Genomic DNA, 20,861 nt, shown 5'->3' with positions numbered 1-20,861 from the left:
TTTACCTCGTTAATGCCCGGAGTATTTCAGCAAGAACCGTGACCAGTGACGCCCCCACCCCCATGATTTGCTGCATAATTTCAGCTGCTTTCTCCATAATATCCGTCAGGCATTTATTATAAGATTGGGCCCCATTTTCTTGCAGCTCGACAATCGCTTTATCTTGATCACTTTGACGTTGCGCTACACCGGCCCCCAGCCCCATGACTCCCCCGACAGTGTGGCCTGTGGCTTGACCCGCTATAAGGCCGCTTTCCCCGCCTACAGCCCCGAGTCCTATCGTCAGCACTCCCGACAACATTGCGCCACACGCAGTAATCATTGATGCTTTAAACGCTTCATCAATTGTTTTCATTTGCGTCTGTAAAGCATTGACCTGCAGGTCCCAGGCCAGCCGTTGTTTTACTTCGTTATAGCTGCGCATGATATCGCGCAGCTTTTTGGCAAGCTCCATTAACTTCGTCCAGATATCATCAAATAACAGAAGCATTGATTCAGTACCCATTCCCTCCCCGGAGGGTGATGGAGTGGAAGAAGGCGTTAACAAGGACGGCGTTGGTAATACCAGTGCTACGTTACTCGCTTCCATATTTTTATCCTCAGATTAAGCGCGACAGCCAGCTATTCTCGCCTGAACGCTACTATAGTGATCAATGGTCTCTAATACATCTCTAAGCGCGGCACCGCTACTCTTATAAAGCTCCTCTAAGCGTTTTTGTTCTATCTTTTTTTGGTCTTCCGTTTGTTGCATTATGTAATCCAGAAACCGTTGCTGAGTTATTAATTGCTCTATTTTCTTTTCGAGCTTCGCTTTATCTGCGTTAACCATGCCAGTATTCATCTGACTGGCACCCTCGGTTGCACATCTGATAGCCTGTAAGCCTTTAAATGAACAATCACTCAGTAAGGCATACAGGATTTTTTTGAACATATTCCAGAGAACTTTATTACGAAAATTTTTTAACAGAAACTTTCCCCCTTCTTGCGCACATTTTTCCAGGGCTTCTTTTGCCGCTTCTTTTGCCATGGCTTTCACCCCCTCTTTCGTAAAACTTTTTCCCGCATTTTTTGTCATATTATTTTCTACCTTACGAGAAAACTCAGCAGACTCCTCTTCCATCTCGCCCGGCGAAACCATTTCACGTTCAATCGCCTCAAATTGTTTGGAAAACTTTTCGCTCACCTCTTCGCCAAACTTTTCAGCCAACTCCTCTATTTCTGCTTCCCCTGCACCAACCATACGCTCAACCATTTCTTCGCCTAAGCCGGAGTCAAGCACTTTTGCAGCTGCGCCAGATAAGCCTCTCGTCGCCATAAAAGCACGACCAATCTGGAAAACATCCAGTGCCATCGCGACGACTTCACAACCAACTTGAATTTTACTTGCCACGTCAATAATCGCCTGACAGGTATCGTGGTCAGCACCGCACATCATTGCCGTTTCGGCTCCGGCTTTAACCATTCCTGCACAACCTGCGGCTATATAAGCTACGCCGCTAGCCATTTCTGCGGGATTACCGGACAGAAAACCTTCCACAACTTTTAAGGCGCCAATCACGGTTTCAAATATGCCAGTAAGCCAGTCAAAAATAGCGCCAAAAATGCCCGCTTTACGCGCTTTATCCTCCTGCTCTATCGCTTTCTGGATCTGCTCCTGATACTCCTTTACCTGCTTATTACGCAATGCATTTTGCACCTCAGTTGCCCGCTCAAGCTGTTGACATAACGATTGAGCGTTATTACCAAAGACGTTGAGTATTAATGACGTCATCATCATTGATAAAACAGTGGGATTGATATGCAAAAAGTCAGGCAATGATGATGGACGCTTATCATTTCCGGGTACGGCATCAAGCAGTTGCTTCAACGCATTGCTTGCCTCCTGAAGACTAATTTTCCCGGATAGCAGACACGCGGCGTTGCCATCGCCAAAAGTAGAATTCACACGATGCTGGCGCTTTCCCAGCGAACCTGAGGAAACGCAACTGACATTGCTTAAGTGATGATGTGTTAAGGCGGTTACTCCTGCGGCGCTATCGCTATTACTGTGAATTCGATTCATTTTTAGCTCCTGTCAGAAAGTTGCTGTAACATCTTTTCTGCACGCAATCGAAGGATTTGATGTTCACTGACCTCGCCGCAAATACGCACCACGGCCTTTAACGCTTTTATTGCATAACAAACGTTATCACACGCGAGGTAGCATTCCGCTGCGGCCCATGGCGCCTGCGGCGCATCAATCTTAATTTGTGCCGCGCGTCCATAAGCGTATATCGCTTCCCCCCAATGTTTTTGAGCCTGGCAGCATTCCCCTAACCGAAACCAGTAGTCAAATGACCAGGCATCATATATCGTCAGTAATTGAAAAAGTCGCGCTGCGCCGGCGAACTCTTTTACCTCCATAAGCTGCATGGCATAGTGATACAGAGTATTAAGCGGCTGTGTAACATCGTCATCCAACAACATACGCAGCGAGCCGCCACGCCGGAAAAATCGCATCGTGTCATGTGCCTGTTGTAGGGTCGGGTCTTTTTTCATGAGTACGTTTTCTGAGCTATCATACTGGAAATTTCCCCCCACTTACTGATAAGCCCCGTCAGTTGGGTAAGGACAGCGTTAAGCTCCTGAGACATTTTTTGAATTGTTATCTGCCCCTGACTCATAAGATCCGTATTCCGGTTGGCGTCATTATCCAAAGCCGCTTTGATCGCCTGTAGGCCACCTTTATCCAGCTTCCCATGATCGCCATATTTAGCCATATAATCCTCAATGGTCATACCATCGATGAGAATACCGTGTTCACGCATGTATATAATGACATCCTCAGGCACCTCCTCTTTGGTTTTAGCATCCCCTTTGGCTGCTTTAGCAATCACCTCATCCATCTCATTTGACTTTGCCTGGGTATTTCTGGCACGTTCAGCGTTCCTCTGGACTTCAATAAATTTATCGTTTGCAATAGCCTGAATAACCATAAGGAGAATAAGCAAAACACTATACCCTTCGGCAAACGGATTTTGCTGGGATAAGTCATCCTGACTCCCGGTATCAGTGCTGCCGACGCCGAAGCTATGTTTAAACACAATAGGGCTTTGATTTCCCCATAAGATGTTTCCTGAAGACATGATGCTTTACCTTTTTGTTTTTCCTGACGGTATCTCCACCGGGGCTTGAGCATTAAGTTGTTGCAATCGTACTTCAAGTTGTTTAAACAAACTTACTATTTTCTTTAAATCCTTCTCGGCCTCCTGGTTAACCCCGGCAACGCCTTGTGGAAATAGGTTATGAAGAATACTCTCTGTCTCTCTGCTCTTTTTTGGGCTCTCTGCCCTTTCAGAAAGCTGTTGACTCACCTTAGCCCTGATTTGGTGAAATTTTTTAAGACAGTGATTTAGCTGCATGTAACTTTGCTCTAAATCACGATATTCACTAACCGCAGCCTTTTTCTTTATCATCATTCACCTCCACACGATAGATAATTAACGTGCTAACCAAGAGCTTATCCCATTAGGGCTATTTTACTTGCCATTTTGGTCCTGGGCAGTGCTCAAAATCCTCACGTACTACGTGTACGCTCCGGTTTTTGCGCGCTGTCCGTGTCCAATCTGGCTGCACCAATAACGCCTGGTGGGATAGGCTCTAAGATATTTTTACTTTACTCTTGCTCACTCACTACAAGTGCGCTGTTATGGTAACGATAATAAATAGTTTTGATAATATTTTCGGCCTGTTCGATCGCTTCAAGCAATAAGGTGTTTTGCTGATATTGCTGCGGATCCTGTAACTTACCGTTGTTCTCTTCTAACTGTTGCCGGGCAGCCCTTAATTGTAAAATTATTCCTTTGGCCTCTTCACGCGAATGAAGCAGCAAATCTTCTAACCGGGTCAGAGTTGTCATTTTCCACTCACTTAAAATCTAATGGATAGTTAATCAAAGTATCATAATGTTTAATCGTTACCACATCGGCACTCAGATGGACAATTTCTCCCCCATTGGGTAACAATGCCCCTACGCGTAAACGCTCTTTGTTCGTCAGTAATAAATAATTACCATGACGACTCTGTACAAAGCCAGCCACTGGCGCAGGCAGATACCTGCTTTCATCATGAGAAAGCGCAATATCCTGATAAATTAAAGAAAGAGCAGGGTCCTTTTTCTTTAATGCTGCTAATGTTTCTTGCAAAATGCGTTGATGCGATTCATCCAGTACACCACTGATAACAAAAGAGCGCCGCATTGGCGTAACATTGACAAGCCCCACTAAACCGTTCTCTATTATCGCAGCAATAATATCATCCCCCTGAGATTGATGAGAATGACTAATCTTCCAGTGCAATAATCCGGGAATATCTGCAAGTAATGGTTGAACCTTACGCCATTGCTGATCCATCTGTATATCATCATGAATTAACACGCTCCCCGGCCCTTCGCTGGATACTTCAGCATGCGGGTAACCCATTTTTATCAAAACATCCTGCACTTCTCGTATCAATAAGTCATCACAGATTACACCATCCCGATACATGACCCCCCATGATTCGAGAGTCGCTCTCACCTTTTGCATCTGTTCGCGTGACGAGCAATAACCGGACAACTGCAGGCTTCCATCCTCTTTCCATTGCGCCCGCACATAATGAATGTTGCTTTTGTCTAATAAAAACTTAACCCGCAAAGGTAAGTCATTTACCGTTTCAGGCTGACCGCCAACACTTAACAGGACACCCATCCCACCGATGAAAACCAAGAATACGCCAGTCAACCACCAGTACCCTGATCTGGAAACGGGTATTTGATAACCAGCAAGTTCACAATCCTGTTTACCAAACGCGATAGCCACTCCCGCAACCTGCAAAACCCCACTGGATGGTAGCGGCTTATTTGGATTAAATCTGCGGCCATTAACTCTAACTCTGGCTTTCCCGGCATCAACAAACAAACTATCTGCCTGTTCTCTCAGAATAATTTTTTCATTTATAGTAAGCGGAATACAAATATCGCACCCCTTCTCCCCCAGTGACAGGTTCCCTTCATTCAGCCAGACTTCCCGGCCTTGTAAGGCGTGACCTAAAAAACGTATTTTCCAGGAACTTTTTGGATTAACCATGAGATATGCCATTATTTACTACTGAGGCTTTAATCAAAAAAAGCCTGATTACACTATGTACTTGCGTCGTATCATTGCGAAACAAATGACCTATGACAGGAATATCACCCAATAATGGGATTTTGTTTTGCGAGTGGATTTGTTTACCTTGTTTAAATCCTCCCAGCAATAGACTTTGTCCGGCCAATAATGTGGCTTGCGAAGCAATTTCCGAATTTTGCACTTCGGGCAGCGGGTTTGTTTCGCTTTGCGTATCACTTTGTTGTCCATCCTGAATATTAAGATTAAGCATTATTTTTTGCGTGCCATTGTCATTTAACAACCGAGGTGTAACGCGCAACAAAGAACCCGTAGTGATGGATTCAAGTTTAGCCACTTTTTCCCCCTGCAGTTTGGTATAGAAAGTAATATTTTTATCCAGTACCGCCTGGATATTATTTAAAGTCACCACAGATGGTTGGGAAAGTACATAAGCCTGAGAGCTTTTTTCCAGTGCATTCAAACGCACCATAAAGTTTGAGGTATCGCTGATTACCGTTGAAAAACCGTTAGCACCACCGTCATTCAAACCTGTATTGAACGCAATTTTCTTTCCACCCAGCGACACTGCCGTTCCCCAGTCGATGCCTAATTGATTAATATCTCCAGCATTAACATCAATAATTTTTACCGAAATCTCTATCATCTGCTGGCGTTGATCTAATTCTGTGATGAGTTTCTGATACCCGGCCATATTGGCCGCATAATCACGAACGATCACTGCATTCTGGCGTGGGTCGGCAGCAAACATGGGCAATGTCTGTGTAGCGGGTGAACCATTGTTCGTCAATGACGCCGGTTCGCTGGTTTTACTCATCTCACGCAATACACTCACGACCCCAGGAACCACGACGGCCTGATCGCGATATTGGTATTGGGTATCCATCGCAGTGGCATACTTAAGCGTGAATATACTCACACTAACCGCACTGTCTTTTCGTTTGATTAACGCATTATCCAGCACTGAAGCTAATTGACTAATACGAGTCAGACAACTGGGAACACCACTCACCTCCACAGCGCTGGTACCGGTAATTTCTTTAACCTCGCATCCCGGTGATGAAAGGATATTCTGGCTGCGTAAGTAATGAATGAACCGTCCAGTAGACAAAATATTGAAAGTGATAACCTGATGTTTTAATAAAGATGCTGGATATACATATAACATGTTGCCATCAAACCAGGTAAGCAAATCATATTGTGCTGCCAGGTTATTCAAAATATCGATCGGTGATCCAGGCGGAATTTTTCCACTAAATGTAGCTGTTATCGATGGGCTAATAGTAATAGCCGTATCATAGTTTTCTGAGAGCAGATGTAAAACCTCTGCTAATGGCATTTGTCTGGCATAGAGGGTGAAGTCATTGCCTTTCCATGATAACTCATCACTCTTTGCCGCATTGAGTATAAATAGTAAAATTAAGATCAAACGTTTATCTACTACCATTTTATACCCCACCAGAATAAAGTTTATGGTGATTACGTATTACATTTTTTAAAATGCAAGTTAAAGCCAGGTGTTTTTCTATCTCAATAGCAATAAGCTCAGAGCTACTACTTGTGGTATAATAACCGTTTAACCATCCTCCATCCGCAGTGAGCTGTATAGCATAATCATAGACGTCCGGGTGCGCTGCAAGCAGTAGTGTCACATAGGCAAGACAAGGCTTAGGTAAACTTTCCAGGTCATTTAAGAACAAAGAAATAGAAAATGCTTCTGAGAAAATTTCTCCTCTGGCAGGATGCCCATCAATAGTCATTATCCAGGATCGGCTATTACCTTCGGCCTTGATATCCTGAATTAATGGAATGCCTTTTAAAACTGCCAGCATGAATCCCTCCTCAGACATAAAAGAGAGTTTCTATCAAATTCGCTCACAACCACATCCGTAAAAAGCCTGATTCACATTTATTTCAACTATACTCTTCTTGTACAATATCAGGATGCTGTCTACATATACCTTGTCACAGGCGATTCTATCATTCGGATTTTTCGATGAATTCACAATTACATTTTCAGCATCGACACAAAAAATTACAATTTGAAAAATTATTTATTAAATAAACTGTTACGATGTTTTCACATCGCCACCTTATTAAAAAGTAATTGTAGTCATCGAGTGGGTTATATATGAAGAAATTTATCTTCCTAATGATAACACCATCGATTAATCTTCTGGTGAAACTATATATACTGCGATAGTGATCAAGTGCCAAAGATTTTGCAACAGGCAACAGAAGGAAAGCATTATGAATTTGCTGAATCCCAAGAATACGCTGCAAACATCTTTAGTAATCAGGCTAATTTTTTTATTCTTATTAACAATAATAATTATTTGGCTGCTATCTGTACTTACTGCAGCTTATATATCAATGGTTCAGGAACGGCAGCATATAATAGAGGACTTATCCGCTCTATCCGAGATGAATATTGTACAAAGCAATCAACGATTTGGAGAGGCTGAGCGTGACGCTAAAAATTTAATGTATCAATGCTCATTAGCGACTGTGATTCATCATAACGATACTTTTCCTGAGGTGAGTCGGCGTCTATCTGTCGATCCTTCAAATTGCACGCCGACGCTAAACGGAGAGAAGCATCGTCTCTTTCTGCAGTCCTCTGATATCGATGAAAAAAGCTTTCGTCGCGATAGTTTTATTCTTAACCATAAAAATGAGGTTTCGGTATTATCTACTGATAACCCTTCAGATTATTCTACTCTACAGCTTATAACGCGAAAAAGATTTCCTTTATACCCAACCCATGCCGGGTTTTACTGGAGTGAACCAGAATACATAAACGGCAAAGAATGGCATGTTTCCGTTGCGGTTGCCGATCAGCAAGGCGTATTTTTTGGGGTGACGGTTAAACTTCCCGATCTCATTACCAAGAGCCACCTACCATTAGATGATAGTATTCATGTATGGCTGGATCAAAACAACCACTTACTGCCGTTTTCATACACACCGCAAAAAATACGTACACGACTAGAAAATGTAACGCTGCATGACGGATGGCAACAAATTCCCGGATTTCTGATATTACGCACAACCTTGCATGGCCCCGGATGGAGTCTGGTTACCCTGTACCCATACGGTAATCTACATAGTCGTATCTTAAAAACTATCCTTCAACAAATCCCCTTTACATTAACAGCATTGGTGTTGATGACGTCGGCTTTTTGTTGGTTACTACATCGCTCACTGGCCAAACCGTTATGGCGTTTTGTCGATGTCATTAATAAAACCGCAACTGCACCGCTGAGCACACGTTTACCAGCACAACGACTGGATGAATTAGATAGTATTGCCTGTGCTTTTAACCAACTGCTTGATACTCTACAAGTACAATACGACAATCTGGAAAACAAAGTCGCAGAGCGCACGCAGGCGCTAAATGAAGCAAAAAAACGCGCTGAGCAAGCTAACAAACGTAAAAGCATTCATCTGACGGTAATAAGTCATGAGTTACGTACTCCGATGAATGGCGTACTCGGTGCGATTGAATTATTACAAACCACCCCTTTAAACATAGAGCAGCAAGGATTAGCTGATACCGCCAGGAATTGTACACTGTCTTTGTTAGCTATTATTAATAATCTGCTGGATTTTTCACGCATCGAGTCTGGTCATTTCACATTACATATGGAAGAAACAGCGTTACTGCCGTTACTGGACCAGGCAATGCAAACCATCCAGGGGCCGGCGCAAAGCAAAAAGTTGTCATTACGTACTTTTGTCGGCCAACATGTCCCTCTCTATTTTCATACCGACAGTATCCGTTTACGGCAAATTTTGGTTAATTTACTCGGGAACGCGGTAAAATTTACCGAAACCGGAGGGATACGTCTGACGGTCAAGCGTCATGGGGAACAATTAATATTTCTGGTTAGCGATAGCGGTAAAGGGATTGAAATACAGCAGCAGTCTCAAATCTTTACTGCTTTTTATCAAGCAGACACAAATTCGCAAGGTACAGGAATTGGACTGACTATTGCGTCAAGCCTGGCTAAAATGATGGGCGGTAATCTGACACTAACAAGTGTCCCCGGGGTTGGAACCTGTGTCTCGCTAGTATTACCCTTACAAGAATACCAGCCGCCTCAACCAATTAAAGGGACACTGTCAGCGCCTTTCGGCCTGCATCGCCAACTGGCTTGCTGGGGAATACGCAGCGAATCACCCCACCAGCAAAATGCGCTTCTCAATGCAGAGCTTCTGTACTTCCCCGGAAAACTCTACGACCTGGCACAACAGTTAATATTGTGTATACCAAATATACCAGTAATAAATAATTTGTTACCTCCCTGGCAGTTGCAGATTCTTTTGGTTGATGATGCCGATATTAATCGGGATATCATCGGCAAAATGCTTGTCAGCCTGGGCCAACATGTCACTATTGCCGCCAGCAGTAACGAGGCTCTGACTTTATCACAACAGCAGCGATTCGATTTAGTACTGATTGACATTAGAATGCCAGAAATAGATGGTATTGAATGTGTACAATTATGGCATGATGGGCCGAATAATTTAGATCCTGACTGCATGTTTGTGGCGCTATCCGCTAGCGTAGCGACAGAAGATATTCATCGTTGTAAAAAAAATGGGATTCATCATTACATTACCAAACCAGTGACATTGGCTACCTTAGCTCGCTATATCAGTATTGCCGCAGAATACCAACTTTTACGAAATATAGAGCTACAGGAGCAGGATCCGAGTCGCTGTTCAGCGCTACTGGCGACAGATGATATGGTCATTAATAGCAAGATTTTCCAATCACTGGACCTCTTGCTGGCTGATATTGAAAATGCCGTATCGGCTGGAAAAAAAATCGATCAGTTAATTCACACATTAAAAGGCTGTTTAGGTCAAATAGGGCAGACTGAATTGGTATGCGATGTCGTAGACATTGAGAATCGCGTAAAAATGGGGAAAATCATCGCGCTGGAGGAACTAACCGACTTACGCCAGAAAATACGTATGATCTTCAAAAACCACACCATTACTTAATATTATCTTAATTTTCGCGAGGGCAGCAAAATGAAAGAATATAAGATCTTATTAGTAGACGATCATGAGATCATCATTAACGGCATTATGAATGCCTTACTACCCTGGCCTCATTTTAAAATTGTAGAACATGTTAAAAATGGTCTTGAGGTTTATAATGCCTGTTGTGCATACGAGCCTGACATAATTATCCTTGATCTTAGCTTACCTGGTATCAATGGCCTGGATATCATTCCTCAATTACATCAGCGTTGGCCAGCAATGAATATTCTGGTTTACACGGCATACCAACAAGAGTATATGACCATTAAAACTTTAGCCGCAGGGGCTAATGGCTATGTTTTAAAAAGCAGTAGTCAGCAAGTTCTGTTAGCGGCATTACAAACGGTAGCAGTAAACAAGCGTTACATTGACCCGACGTTGAATCGGGAAGCTATCCTGGCTGAATTAAACACTGACACGACCAATCATCAACTGCTTACTTTACGCGAACGTCAGGTTCTTAAGCTTATTGACGAGGGGTATACCAATCATGGGATCAGCGAAAAGCTACATATCAGTATAAAAACCGTCGAAACACACCGGATGAATATGATGAGAAAGCTACAGGTTCATAAAGTGACAGAGTTACTTAACTGCGCCCGAAGAATGAGGTTAATAGAGTATTAACCAGGGGCATCCGATGGTATTAAGCATTGGTCATATTTTGATGAGCCTTACGCCACGTAGTATTGCTCATCATCGACAAAATCCATACGGATGCCCTGGTATGCCGCACCATTTATCACTGCCTTAGAGCCTATCCCAGTAGGTGTAATTGTTGAAGCCAGTTTGGGGCAGGCCAGCGCGCAGAAACCGGAGCGTACACGTAGTACGTGAGGATTTTGAGCACTGCCTGGTCCCAAAATGGCGAATAAAATAGCCTAATGGGATAGGCTCTTAGTCTTCATTTAATCATGATATAGTAGAATCCCCTTATTTAACGGGCTTTACCATGTCGTATTCTATCGGCGAATTTGCCAGACTATGCGGTATCAATGCCGCCACGCTAAGGGCATGGCAGCGACGCTATGGTTTATTGAAACCGCAGCGTACTGATGGCGGACATCGCTTATACAGCGATGACGATATTCGACAAGCGCTTAACATCCTCGACTGGGTGAGAAAAGGCGTACCGATAAGCCAGGTCAAACCCTTACTGTCGCGTCCGGTCATTCGCCTGGGCGATAACTGGATAACGATCCAGGAGACGATGCTTCAACATCTCCACGAAGGGCGAACTGACGCGCTACGGCAGTTGATTTATGACTGTGGCCGGGAATATCCCCGTGCAGAACTGGTGACCCATTTATTGCGTCCGTTGCGCAGCAAAGTGTCAGCGCATCTTCCCGCCGTGATGACGCTGCGCGAAGTACTGGATGGCATCATTATTGCCTACACCTCTTTTTGCCTTGAAGCCGACAGAAAAGCGCCTGGCCACAACGCATTTATTAGCGGATGGAATCTCTCGGATCACTGTGAAATCTGGCTGGAAGCGTTGACTCGTACCGGACAAGAGCTGCGGCTCAATGTGCTTCCCTCTCCACCAACCGTGCTGGTACCCGAGCTGTTCGCCCAGAGAAAATGGTTCCTGGTGACCACCGGAAAGCTCACTGCCGGGCAGAAAAAACAGCTTGCCCAGTGGCGCAACATTGTCGCTTCGCTGGAGGTTATCACACTATAAGCGCTGAAATAGATTTCTTCCCCTCATGCTATCTTATTGATATTTAACTACGTCAAAAAAATCCCCGCGAAAACTTAGACAAAAAAACAAAGTTGTGTAAGTTTTAAATCAGCGTGAGATAACATTTTGCGCCATTGGCGTCAGTCGTCGTACTTTCAATAAGGGGGAATCATGAATAACAAACCCGTAGTCGGCATTAGCGGATGTCTGACTGGCGCCGCGGTACGCTTTGATGGCGGACATAAGCGTATGGATTTCGTCATGAACTCTCTGGCATCGTGGGTGGCCTACAAACCGATCTGCCCGGAGGTGGCGATCGGCCTGCCCGTTCCTCGCCCTGCGCTGCGTCTTATCCAGACGACCTGTGGCGACATTCGGATGCGCTATAGCCATGCCCCGCACGATGACGTCACCGAGCGAATGAATGCCTTTGCCGATCGGTTTCTGCCAACAATAGGCGAACTGGCGGGGTTTATTGTGTGTGCAAAATCGCCCAGTTGCGGAATGGAGCGCGTTCGCCTGTATGATGAAAAGGGTAACAGGGGCCGCAAAGCTGGCACGGGGCTGTTTACCGCCGCGATGATGGAGAAATATCCCTGGCTGCCGATAGAGGAAGATGGTCGCCTGCACGATCCGGTACTACGCGAGAACTTCATCGCACGTATCTTCGCGCTACATGAATTAAATGCGCTACGCGCGCAGGGCTTGAGTCGTCACAGTTTGCTCGCGTTTCATAGCCGATACAAACTTCAGCTTCTCGCCCATCACCAGGCCGGCTATCGCGAAATTGGCCCTTTCGTCGCGCGTCTGCATGAGTGGGATGATCTGGATGCCTTCTTTGTCCGATACAGAGAAAAACTGATGGCTATCCTGCGCCATCCCGCTTCACGTAAAAATCACACCAATGTGCTGATGCATATCCAGGGCTATTTTCACCGCGCGTTGAACAGCAGGCAACGCGCGGAATTACGCGAGGTGATTCTCGGCTACCGGGCGGGCCGACTACCTATCCTAGCACCGTTAACACTGCTGAAGCACTATCTGGCGGAACATCCGGATGACTATCTACGCAGCCAGAATTATTTTGAGCCGTACCCTGATACGTTAGGGCTGCGCTTAGCCATCAACTGATAACCCTGCGCATCGCTAACGGCGGGCAACCCGCCCGCCATGGTGACAATCGCGACAATTCAAAGGCGATTTCGTTATTGCCACCCTGATAGCGGCTATGACCGCGCCAGAGCGTTAATCACGGTTTCCATCGCCTGTTTTTCTAACGCGCTACGTTGGATGCGTTGATTCGCCAGCGCGGTTCTTAACACGCCCGCAATAACAATATATTTAGGCTCCTGCCCTAGATCGCGCATTTCCAGCACGACCTTGCCCACCACCCGGCACATCTCGCGGTACAGTTCGTCATCTTTTGTCGGTTTTGTCATACGTTTTACTCGTCGCCAGCTCAAACCAACAGAATATAACAGTCTTCTCAATTAAACAAAATTTGATTCAAATCAAAGAAATAACGCGATTTATTATTCATGACTCATACGTTGTTCGTATTCTGGTCTCTGGCGAGACCATTTTTTCGAAACGCCTAATCAGCTCCGCCAGGCTACCGGCCTGCATTTTTTCCATAACTCTGGCGCGGTGAACCTCTACGGTACGCACCGCGATATTCATCGCTTCCGCAATTTCACGGTTCATAAATCCTTTTGCCACCAGGCTGGCCAGCTCACGCTCTTTCGGCGTCAATTGCTGGTAACACAGTATAATCTCACGGCGCGCCACCGCTGCCGATGAAACCGTCAGCGCACGCTCCAGCGCCGCCTGTAGCGGTTTTACCGATACCGGTTTTTGCAGAAAATCGACGGCGCCGCGTTTCATCTGCTCCACGGCCATCGGTACATCGCCATGCCCGGTAAGAAAAACAACCGCCAGGGTACTTCCGCACTGGCGCAACGCATCATGAACGCCCTGCCCATCCAGTACCGGCATTCGCATATCCAGTAATACGACCCCGGCCTGATACAGACTGGCCTGCGCCAAAAAATCCGTCCCCTGCGCCCAGCATTTTACGTCATATCCCAGACTTTCCAGTAAAAACGCGCACGCGTTAGTGACCGCCGTATCATCATCCAGTAGATGAATTGTCGCCATCCCTGCCCCCATGCTCATGTAAGAAATGTATCGTGACCATCGTTCCCGACAGACCGTCCGGCGCGGTCTGGTTCCTGATGCTGATATCGCCCCGCCCATACCGCACCAGCCGCTGGCAAATTGCCAGCCCTAAGCCCATCCCCTCTTTGCGGGTGGTCATAAACGGCTGAAACGCCTGGCGTAATAGCGCCTCATCGATTCCCCCGGCGTTATCCTGCAAAACGATACTGATGCCGTTTTCAGTGCGTTCAGCAACGACCCATAAATGGGTGGCGCCCGCCTGAGCCGCATTAAGAATGATATTCGCCAGTACCTGCTCCAGCAGCACTGACGGCAGCGTTACGCGCAGCGCAGCGCTAACCTCGGTATGCAGAGTCACTGCCGGAAACTGTTGCGCCATACGCAACAATTGCCAGACATGATCAATCGCCTCGCGAATGGCTATGGCCTTCCACGCTTCGGTTAGCACCGGGTTGCCCTGCGCCTGGCTAACCCAGTGACGCAGGTTACGCAGAGTATCCGCACCGCGTTGCGCCTGCTGGTCAATCTGCTCCAGCGCCGGCAGCAAGGGATGCTGTTCATCTGCAACGCGCAGTCGAATCAGGCACCCCTGGGCATAATGTCGAATCGCGGAAAGCGGCTGATTAAGCTCATGGGCAAACCCGGAGGTCATTTCACCCAACACGCTCATTTGCCGGGCGGTTTCCAGCGCCCGCTCATGCTGATGAAGAACTACGCTATTACGTTCCAGTTGTTTTCCGCGTCGACGCACCAGCAGCATGACCCAAATATAATTGAGCGTGAGCAACAGGAACGCCAGAATCACGCCGCCAACCATTAGCTGGTGCTGGATTAACCAACTTTTGACATCCAGCCACAGTCGACGCTGCTGAGGGTGCTGACGAACATCACGCAGCAACGCTTCTACCTGACTGGTCGACGCTGGCGCGCCCCAGTGAAATGACGCGGCGGCGGGCGCGTTGAATAGCGCTCGCGTTACGCGATCCGCCAGCGCATCGCTTACCGCAGGTAGCGCCGCGAACGACCAGTCAGGATATAACGGCGTACTGGTTAAGCAAGGCAGGGGCGTCGGTCGGGCAAGCAGCGCGATAAAGTCCTTTTTATTAATCAAGCCTTCCTGATCCATATTTTCTAACAGGCACACTGGCACAATTGCCGCCTGCACCGCTTTTTCGCGCAGCATATAGACTAGGGCATCGCCAGGAAATCCGGTAAAACGAAGATGAAAATCGCGCTCCGGGCGTAAGCCCGCGTCGCTGAGCGCTTTATAGCCTAATAAATAGCCGCCAAATGCCTGAGCATCAATCGCGCCAACTGTCTTACCGATGAGATCATGCGCCGTGGTGATGCCGCTATCGCGCCGGGTCAAAATCACGCTGCCAATAACATTACTCACCGCTTTCCCATCGCGCGTGGAGCGCAGGGAAGCTAACCAGCGCAGCGGCGCATGGCTGTTCAGTTGGACAAATTGCGCCGGGTTGGTTATCACAAACTGCACGGTTCCCTGGTTAACGGCTTCCTGCATTTGATGCAGATCCAGCGGCTGGATGTGAAAGGTTTCGCCTGGAAGCTGTTGGCTTAATGTCTTTGCCAACGGTTGCCAGTGACTACGCGTAGACGCCTCGCCGCGCATGGCCAAAATACCGATATTCCACGTCCCTGCCCACGCGCCATGACAAAGCAGCCCTACTGCCGCCAACACCGCCAGGCGCCTTACGGTTTTACCTCTCACCCCAATATCCCTGTCAATTATGTTGTTTTAGATCAACAACAAGCCGGGTATGTGGTTAACCACAATAGAGCGTACCCCGCCTCGATTTTTACACTGTAAATCATCAACATTTTTTATTCATTACACATAAACCAACATCGTGACAAATGTTTCATTGTTGGCAATGTGGACGGGAGTCAATATGGACAACAGTAAACGGCAATTTCTCCAGCAGCTCGGCGTCCTGACCGCTGGCGCCTCGCTGGTTCCGCTGGCTGAAGCGAAATTTCCTTTTTCGCCGGAGCGGCATGAAGGTTCTCCCCGACACCGTTACGCCATGCTTATCGACCTGCGGCGTTGTATCGGCTGTCAGTCCTGTACCGTAAGTTGCACTATTGAAAACCAAACGCCGCAGGGCGCGTTTCGTACGACGGTAAACCAATACCAGGTCCAGCGTGAAGGTAGTCAGGAAGTCACGAATGTGCTGTTGCCGCGTCTGTGCAACCATTGCGATAACCCCCCCTGCGTGCCGGTCTGCCCGGTACAAGCCACCTTTCAGCGGGAAGACGGCATTGTGGTGGTGGATAACAAACGCTGCGTCGGCTGCGCCTATTGTGTACAGGCGTGTCCTTACGACGCCCGATTTATCAATCATGAAACGCAAACTGCCGATAAATGCACGTTTTGCGTCCATCGTCTGGAAGCCGGACTGTTACCCGCTTGCGTAGAGTCCTGCGTCGGCGGCGCGCGTATTATTGGCGATATCAAAGATCCCCATAGCCGCATCGCCACCCTGCTTCATCAACATCGCGACGCTATCAAGGTATTAAAGCCGGAAAACGGCACGTCGCCCCATGTTTTCTACCTGGGTCTGGACGACGCCTTTGTCACCCCATTAATGGGCCGTGCGCAGCCCGCGCTTTGGCAGGAGGTCTGAATGACGCATTCACTCATCATTGAAGAAGTGCTGGCTCACCCGCAGGACATTAGCTGGCTGCCGTGGGCGGTACAATATTTCTTTTTTATTGGCATTGCCGCCTGCGCCGCACTATTTGCCTGTTATCTTCACTGGCGGAAAAAAGACGCCGCAACAGAAGAAAATCGGGCATTACTGATTGCCATTACCTGTGCGATTACCGCACCGCTGGCGCTGACGGCGGATCTGCACCAGACCGCCCGCGTCTGGCATTTCTATGCCTGGCCGACGCCCTGGTCGTGGATGCCCTGGGGAGCGTTGTTCCTGCCGCTGTTTACCGGATTTCTCGCGCTGTGGTTCCTGGCGCAGCAGATAAAACGATTATTCAATAAAAGTTACAACGTCACTAAATGGTTGGCGTTAGCCAGCGCGCTTTGCGCGGTGGGCCTGTTGATTTATACCGGCCGCGAAGTCTCCGTTGTGCTGGCGCGCCCAATCTGGTTTAGCTACGCCTTCCCCGTGGCGATGTTTCTTAGCGCCTTACAGGCGTTCTTCGCGCTGATGATTGTCGCCGCCCGACGCGACTCGGTAAGGCTGCCAAAAATACTATGGGGACAACTCTGGACGCTGGCGGCGCTGGGGCTGGTTGTGGCTATGTGGGTGAGCGGCGATACGCTTTCCGGCACGGCAATCCGTCAGTGGATTACCGTCGCCCTGTCAGCCAAATATTACGCTGTCGGCTGGCTAGCGCTGTGGGTATTCACGCTGCTGTTCTGTAGCCTGGCGCTACGTCATCCGTTATCGCAGCTAAGACGCGTCCTGCTGGTTCTGAGCGCGCTGGCGCTATGTTGGCTGATGCGCTGGACATTGTTGATTCAGGTACAAACCGTACCCAAGTTCAACGCGCAATTTAACCCTTACTCGTTACCAGGCGGAACGGATGGCTGGCTGGCTATTCTCGGCACCTTCGGCCTGTGGATAGCGCTACTGATTATTATTCGTGAAACGCTGAACGGACTCACCAGGAGATTACAACATGGCTAATTTAACCCGTCGTCAGTGGCTAAAAGTCGGTCTCGCCGTCGGTGGGATGGTCACTTTTGGTCTGAGCTACCGTGATGTGGCGAAACGCGCAATTGATGGCCTGTTAAACGGGACATCCGGCAAGGTAACGCGCGACCGCATCTTTGGCAATGCGTTAATTCCGGAGGCGCAGGCGCAAACGCACTGGCAGCAAAATCCACAACAAACCATCGCCATGACGCAATGCTTCGGCTGTTGGACACAGTGCGGTATCCGCGCCCGGGTTAATGCCGATGGCAAAGTGATACGCATCGCCGGCAATCCCTATCACCCCTTGTCGCAGGAACACCCGATTGACTCGTCCGTCCCTTTTAGCGAAGCCATGGAGCAACTAGCGGGAGAAAGCGGTCTTGACGCCCGCTCAACCGCCTGCGCGCGCGGCGCCACGCTGCTGGAAAGCCTGTACAGTCCGCTACGACTGCTTGAACCGATGAAACGCGTGGGTAAACGCGGCGAAGGGAAATGGCAGCGCATCAGCTTTGAGCAGCTTATTGAAGAAGTCGTGGAAGGCGGCGATCTGTTTGGCGAAGGTCATGTGGACGGACTGCGTGCTATTCATGCGCCGGATACGCCAATTGACGCAAAGCACCCCAGTTTCGGGTCCAAAACCAATCAGTTACTGGTCACGAATACCAGCGACGAAGGCCGCGATGCGTTTCTGCGTCGTTTTGCGCTAAATAGCTTCGGCAGCAAGAATTTCGGCGCGCATGGCGCCTACTGTGGACTGGCTTACCGGGCCGGCTCCGGGGCATTGATGGGCGATCTGGATAAAAACCCGCATGTCAAACCCGACTGGGAAAACGTGGAGTTTGCGCTCTTTATGGGCACCTCCCCGGCACAGTCCGGTAATCCGTTTAAACGCCAGGCGCGTCAGTTGGCGAGCGCCCGGCTGCGTGAGAATTTTCAATACGTCGTGGTCGCCCCCGCCCTACCCTTATCAACGGTGCTTGCCGATCCTCGCGGTCGCTGGCAACCGGTCATGCCCGGCAGCGATTCGGCGCTGGCAATGGGGATGATCCGCTGGATCATGGATAATCAACGTTATAATGCTGATTATCTGGCGATTCCCGGCGTACAGGCGATGCAGCAGGCCGGCGAGCAAAGTTGGACCAACGCCACGCACCTGGTCATTGCGGATGAACTGCCGACGCTTGCCGGACAACACCTGACGCTACGCCATCTTACGCCCGATGGCGAAGAGACCCCTGTCGTACTGAATACCGACGGCGAGTTGGTCGATGCCTCCACTTGCCGACAGGCACGGCTTTTCGTGACGCAGTACGTTACGCTCGCCGACGGCCAACGGGTCACGGTGAAGAGCGGGTTGCAACGCCTGAAAGAGGCGGCAGAAAAGCTCTCGTTGGCGCAATACAGCGAACAGTGCGGCGTGCCGGAAGCGCAAATTATCGCGCTGGCGGAAACCTTTACCGCTCACGGACGTAAAGCCGCAGTCATCAGTCACGGCGGCATGATGGCCGGCAATGGGTTTTATAACGCCTGGTCGGTCATGATGCTTAACGCGCTGATCGGCAACCTCAGCTTGTCCGGCGGCGTCTTTGTCGGCGGCGGCAAATTCAACGGCGTTAGCGACGGCCCCCGCTACAACATGAACAGTTTTGCCGGAAAAGTGAAACCGTCCGGGTTAAGTATTGCCCGTAGCAAAACCGCTTATGAAGCATCGGAAGAATACCGCGACAAAATTGCCGACGGGCAATCACCTTATCCAGCCAAAGCGCCGTGGTATCCCTTTGTGGCAGGCCAGCTTACCGAACTGTTGACCTCCGCGCTCGAAGGCTATCCTTATCCGCTTAAAGCCTGGATTTCCAATATGAGCAACCCGTTTTACGGTGTTCCCGGTCTACGCGCCGTGGCGGAAGAAAAGCTAAAAGACCCTCGCCGACTGCCGCTCTTTATCGCGATTGACGCCTTTATGAATGAAACGACGGCGCTGGCGGATTACATTGTGCCGGATACGCACAATTTTGAGAGCTGGGGATTTACGGCGCCCTGGGGCGGCGTAGCCAGTAAAGCCACTACCGCCCGCTGGCCGGTTGTCGCCCCCGCCACTCACCGAACGGCGGACGGGCAACCTGTCTCAATGGAAGCATTTTGTATTGCGGTAGCAAAACGGCTCCATCTGCCCGGCTTCGGCGACCGGGCGATAACCGATCCGCAGGGCAATGCTTTTCCACTGAACCGGGCGGAAGACTTCTATCTGCGCGTAGCCGCTAATATCGCCTTTATGGGCAAGACACCGGTCGCGCCGGCAAATCAGGAAGATATTTCGCTTACCGGCGTCAGCCGCATTCTGCCAGCAATTCAGCACACGCTTAAAGCTGATGAGGTTGGTCGTGTGGCGTTTATCTACTCGCGTGGCGGCCGGTTTGCGCCCGAGGATAGCGGCTATACGGAGCAACGGTTAGGTAACGCGTGGAAAAAACCCTTACAGATCTGGAATGCAGATGTCGCCGCCCACCGTCACGCCATCACCGGGGAGCGTTTCAGCGGTTGCCCGGTCTGGTATCCGGCGCGTTTGTCAGATGGTCGTGCGATTGACGACCAGTTTCCCATTGGGCAATGGCCGCTGAAACTGATTTCATTTAAATCAAATACCATGTCCAGCTCAACAGCCGTCATCCCGCGCTTACACCATGTGAAGCCAGCAAACCTGGTGGCGCTGAATCCGCAAGACGGCGAGCGTTATGGACTGCAACATGGCGATCGGGTACGGATCATTACGCCGGGCGGTCAGGTCGTGGCGCAAATCAGTTTGTTAAATGGCGTGATGCCAGGCGTCATCGCCATCGAACACGGATATGGCCACCGCGAGATGGGCGCAACGCAGCACTCTCTGGATGGCGTGCCTATGCCGTATGATCCACAAATCAGGGCAGGCATAAATCTTAACGATCTGGGCTTTGCCGATCCGACAAGAACCATTACCAACACCTGGCTCGACTGGGTTTCTGGCGCGGCGGTACGTCAGGGGCTGCCGGCAAAAATCGAGCGTATATAACCCCAGGGCCGGAGAGCGATATCGTCTTATTTCGTCGAGGGTAGCGACTGATAAGCGAACGCTGTCCGGCTGCATAT

Annotated in this window: 19 protein-coding genes; 7 read left to right on the top strand and 12 right to left on the bottom strand. The window is 48.9% G+C overall.

Features of this window, described 5'->3' with window-relative positions:
• Position 1: 1 nt before the first annotated feature.
• The 9 genes from sseD to spiC all read right to left on the bottom strand — a co-directional run bounded on the left by sseD (position 2) and on the right by spiC (position 6,994).
• Positions 2-589, bottom strand: coding sequence for an SPI-2 type III secretion system translocon protein SseD (sseD, locus tag ACLD11_RS01970; RefSeq protein ID WP_411014471.1), 588 nt, complete (start codon positions 587-589; stop codon positions 2-4).
• A 15-nt stretch (positions 590-604) separates the two neighbouring features.
• Entirely contained in the window at positions 605-2,062 is a 1,458-nt protein-coding gene (locus ACLD11_RS01965) for a type III secretion system translocon protein (RefSeq protein ID WP_411014470.1), read from the bottom strand.
• A 2-nt stretch (positions 2,063-2,064) separates the two neighbouring features.
• Positions 2,065-2,538 carry a SycD/LcrH family type III secretion system chaperone SscA gene (gene sscA / locus ACLD11_RS01960; protein ID WP_000711019.1) on the bottom strand — a complete coding sequence of 158 codons (474 nt, stop codon included), beginning with the start codon at positions 2,536-2,538 and terminating at the stop codon, positions 2,065-2,067.
• Positions 2,535-3,125 carry an SPI-2 type III secretion system translocon protein SseB gene (gene sseB, locus ACLD11_RS01955; RefSeq protein WP_411011203.1) on the bottom strand — a complete coding sequence of 197 codons (591 nt, stop codon included), beginning with the start codon at positions 3,123-3,125 and terminating at the stop codon, positions 2,535-2,537. Before sseB ends, sscA begins: the two co-directional genes overlap by 4 nt.
• 6 nt (positions 3,126-3,131) lie before the next feature.
• Positions 3,132-3,458, bottom strand: coding sequence for an SPI-2 type III secretion system chaperone SseA (gene sseA / locus ACLD11_RS01950; protein WP_058331536.1), 327 nt, complete (start codon positions 3,456-3,458; stop codon positions 3,132-3,134).
• Positions 3,459-3,655: 197 nt separating this feature from the next.
• Complete coding sequence (gene ssaE / locus ACLD11_RS01945) at positions 3,656-3,898, bottom strand: YscE family type III secretion system co-chaperone SsaE (RefSeq protein ID WP_411011202.1); 243 nt, start codon at positions 3,896-3,898, stop codon at positions 3,656-3,658.
• 7 nt (positions 3,899-3,905) lie between these two features.
• Positions 3,906-5,117, bottom strand: coding sequence for a SctD family type III secretion system inner membrane ring subunit SsaD (ssaD, locus tag ACLD11_RS01940; protein WP_058331538.1), 1,212 nt, complete (start codon positions 5,115-5,117; stop codon positions 3,906-3,908).
• Positions 5,098-6,591, bottom strand: coding sequence for an SPI-2 type III secretion system protein SpiA (spiA, locus tag ACLD11_RS01935; RefSeq protein WP_411011201.1), 1,494 nt, complete (start codon positions 6,589-6,591; stop codon positions 5,098-5,100). The genes ssaD and spiA overlap by 20 nt, the downstream gene beginning before the upstream one ends.
• A gap of 1 nt (position 6,592) precedes the next feature.
• On the bottom strand, positions 6,593-6,994 hold the full coding sequence (spiC, locus tag ACLD11_RS01930; RefSeq protein ID WP_411011200.1) for an SPI-2 type III secretion system protein SpiC: 402 nt from the start codon (positions 6,992-6,994) through the stop codon (positions 6,593-6,595).
• Between the two features lie 400 nt (positions 6,995-7,394).
• Between spiC and ACLD11_RS01925 the strand changes: the two genes are divergently transcribed.
• The 4 genes from ACLD11_RS01925 (at position 7,395) to mlrB (ending at position 13,011) form a co-directional block, all read left to right on the top strand.
• The gene (locus tag ACLD11_RS01925; RefSeq protein WP_183059079.1) at positions 7,395-10,157 is read left to right on the top strand and encodes a two component system sensor kinase; all 2,763 of its coding nucleotides are present in this window, start codon (positions 7,395-7,397) and stop codon (positions 10,155-10,157) included.
• A 30-nt stretch (positions 10,158-10,187) separates the two neighbouring features.
• A complete protein-coding gene (locus tag ACLD11_RS01920; RefSeq protein ID WP_411011198.1) occupies positions 10,188-10,826 on the top strand; it encodes a two component system response regulator in 639 nt (212 codons plus the stop codon).
• Positions 10,827-11,151: 325 nt separating this feature from the next.
• Positions 11,152-11,880 carry a MerR family transcriptional regulator gene (locus ACLD11_RS01915; RefSeq protein ID WP_411011197.1) on the top strand — a complete coding sequence of 243 codons (729 nt, stop codon included), beginning with the start codon at positions 11,152-11,154 and terminating at the stop codon, positions 11,878-11,880.
• Between the two features lie 171 nt (positions 11,881-12,051).
• A complete protein-coding gene (gene mlrB, locus ACLD11_RS01910) occupies positions 12,052-13,011 on the top strand; it encodes a transcriptional regulator MlrB (RefSeq protein WP_411014469.1) in 960 nt (319 codons plus the stop codon).
• A gap of 95 nt (positions 13,012-13,106) precedes the next feature.
• Here mlrB and fumD read toward each other — a convergent pair whose 3' ends face one another.
• The 3 genes from fumD to ttrS form a co-directional block, all read right to left on the bottom strand.
• Positions 13,107-13,319, bottom strand: a complete 213-nt coding sequence (gene fumD / locus ACLD11_RS01905) for a fumarate hydratase FumD (protein WP_000165779.1) — start codon at positions 13,317-13,319, stop codon at positions 13,107-13,109.
• A 97-nt stretch (positions 13,320-13,416) separates the two neighbouring features.
• On the bottom strand, positions 13,417-14,037 hold the full coding sequence (gene ttrR / locus ACLD11_RS01900; RefSeq protein ID WP_411011195.1) for a tetrathionate respiration response regulator TtrR: 621 nt from the start codon (positions 14,035-14,037) through the stop codon (positions 13,417-13,419).
• Entirely contained in the window at positions 14,012-15,790 is a 1,779-nt protein-coding gene (gene ttrS / locus ACLD11_RS01895; protein WP_411011194.1) for a tetrathionate respiration histidine kinase TtrS, read from the bottom strand. The genes ttrR and ttrS overlap by 26 nt, the downstream gene beginning before the upstream one ends.
• Before the next feature lie 181 nt (positions 15,791-15,971).
• On the opposite strand from ttrS, the gene ttrB reads away from it, so the two are divergent.
• From ttrB to ttrA, 3 genes are read left to right on the top strand one after another with little or no spacing between them, the layout of a single operon-like run.
• The gene (gene ttrB / locus ACLD11_RS01890; protein ID WP_411011193.1) at positions 15,972-16,706 is read left to right on the top strand and encodes a tetrathionate reductase subunit TtrB; all 735 of its coding nucleotides are present in this window, start codon (positions 15,972-15,974) and stop codon (positions 16,704-16,706) included.
• Positions 16,707-17,729 (top strand): tetrathionate reductase subunit TtrC, encoded by a 1,023-nt coding sequence (gene ttrC, locus ACLD11_RS01885; RefSeq protein WP_000149766.1) that lies wholly within the window; start codon positions 16,707-16,709, stop codon positions 17,727-17,729.
• Positions 17,722-20,784: a tetrathionate reductase subunit TtrA gene (gene ttrA / locus ACLD11_RS01880; RefSeq protein ID WP_411014468.1), complete on the top strand. Its 3,063-nt coding sequence runs from the start codon at positions 17,722-17,724 to the stop codon at positions 20,782-20,784. Before ttrC ends, ttrA begins: the two co-directional genes overlap by 8 nt.
• Positions 20,785-20,861: the final 77 nt, after the last annotated feature.

Origin of the sequence: Salmonella sp. 741265116_PST (assembly GCF_046567715.1) — a bacterium.
Taxonomy (GTDB): Bacteria; Pseudomonadota; Gammaproteobacteria; order Enterobacterales; family Enterobacteriaceae; genus Salmonella; species Salmonella enterica.
The sequence above is the reverse complement of the archived record's forward strand: the minus strand, read 5'-3'. Positions and strand labels throughout refer to the sequence as shown.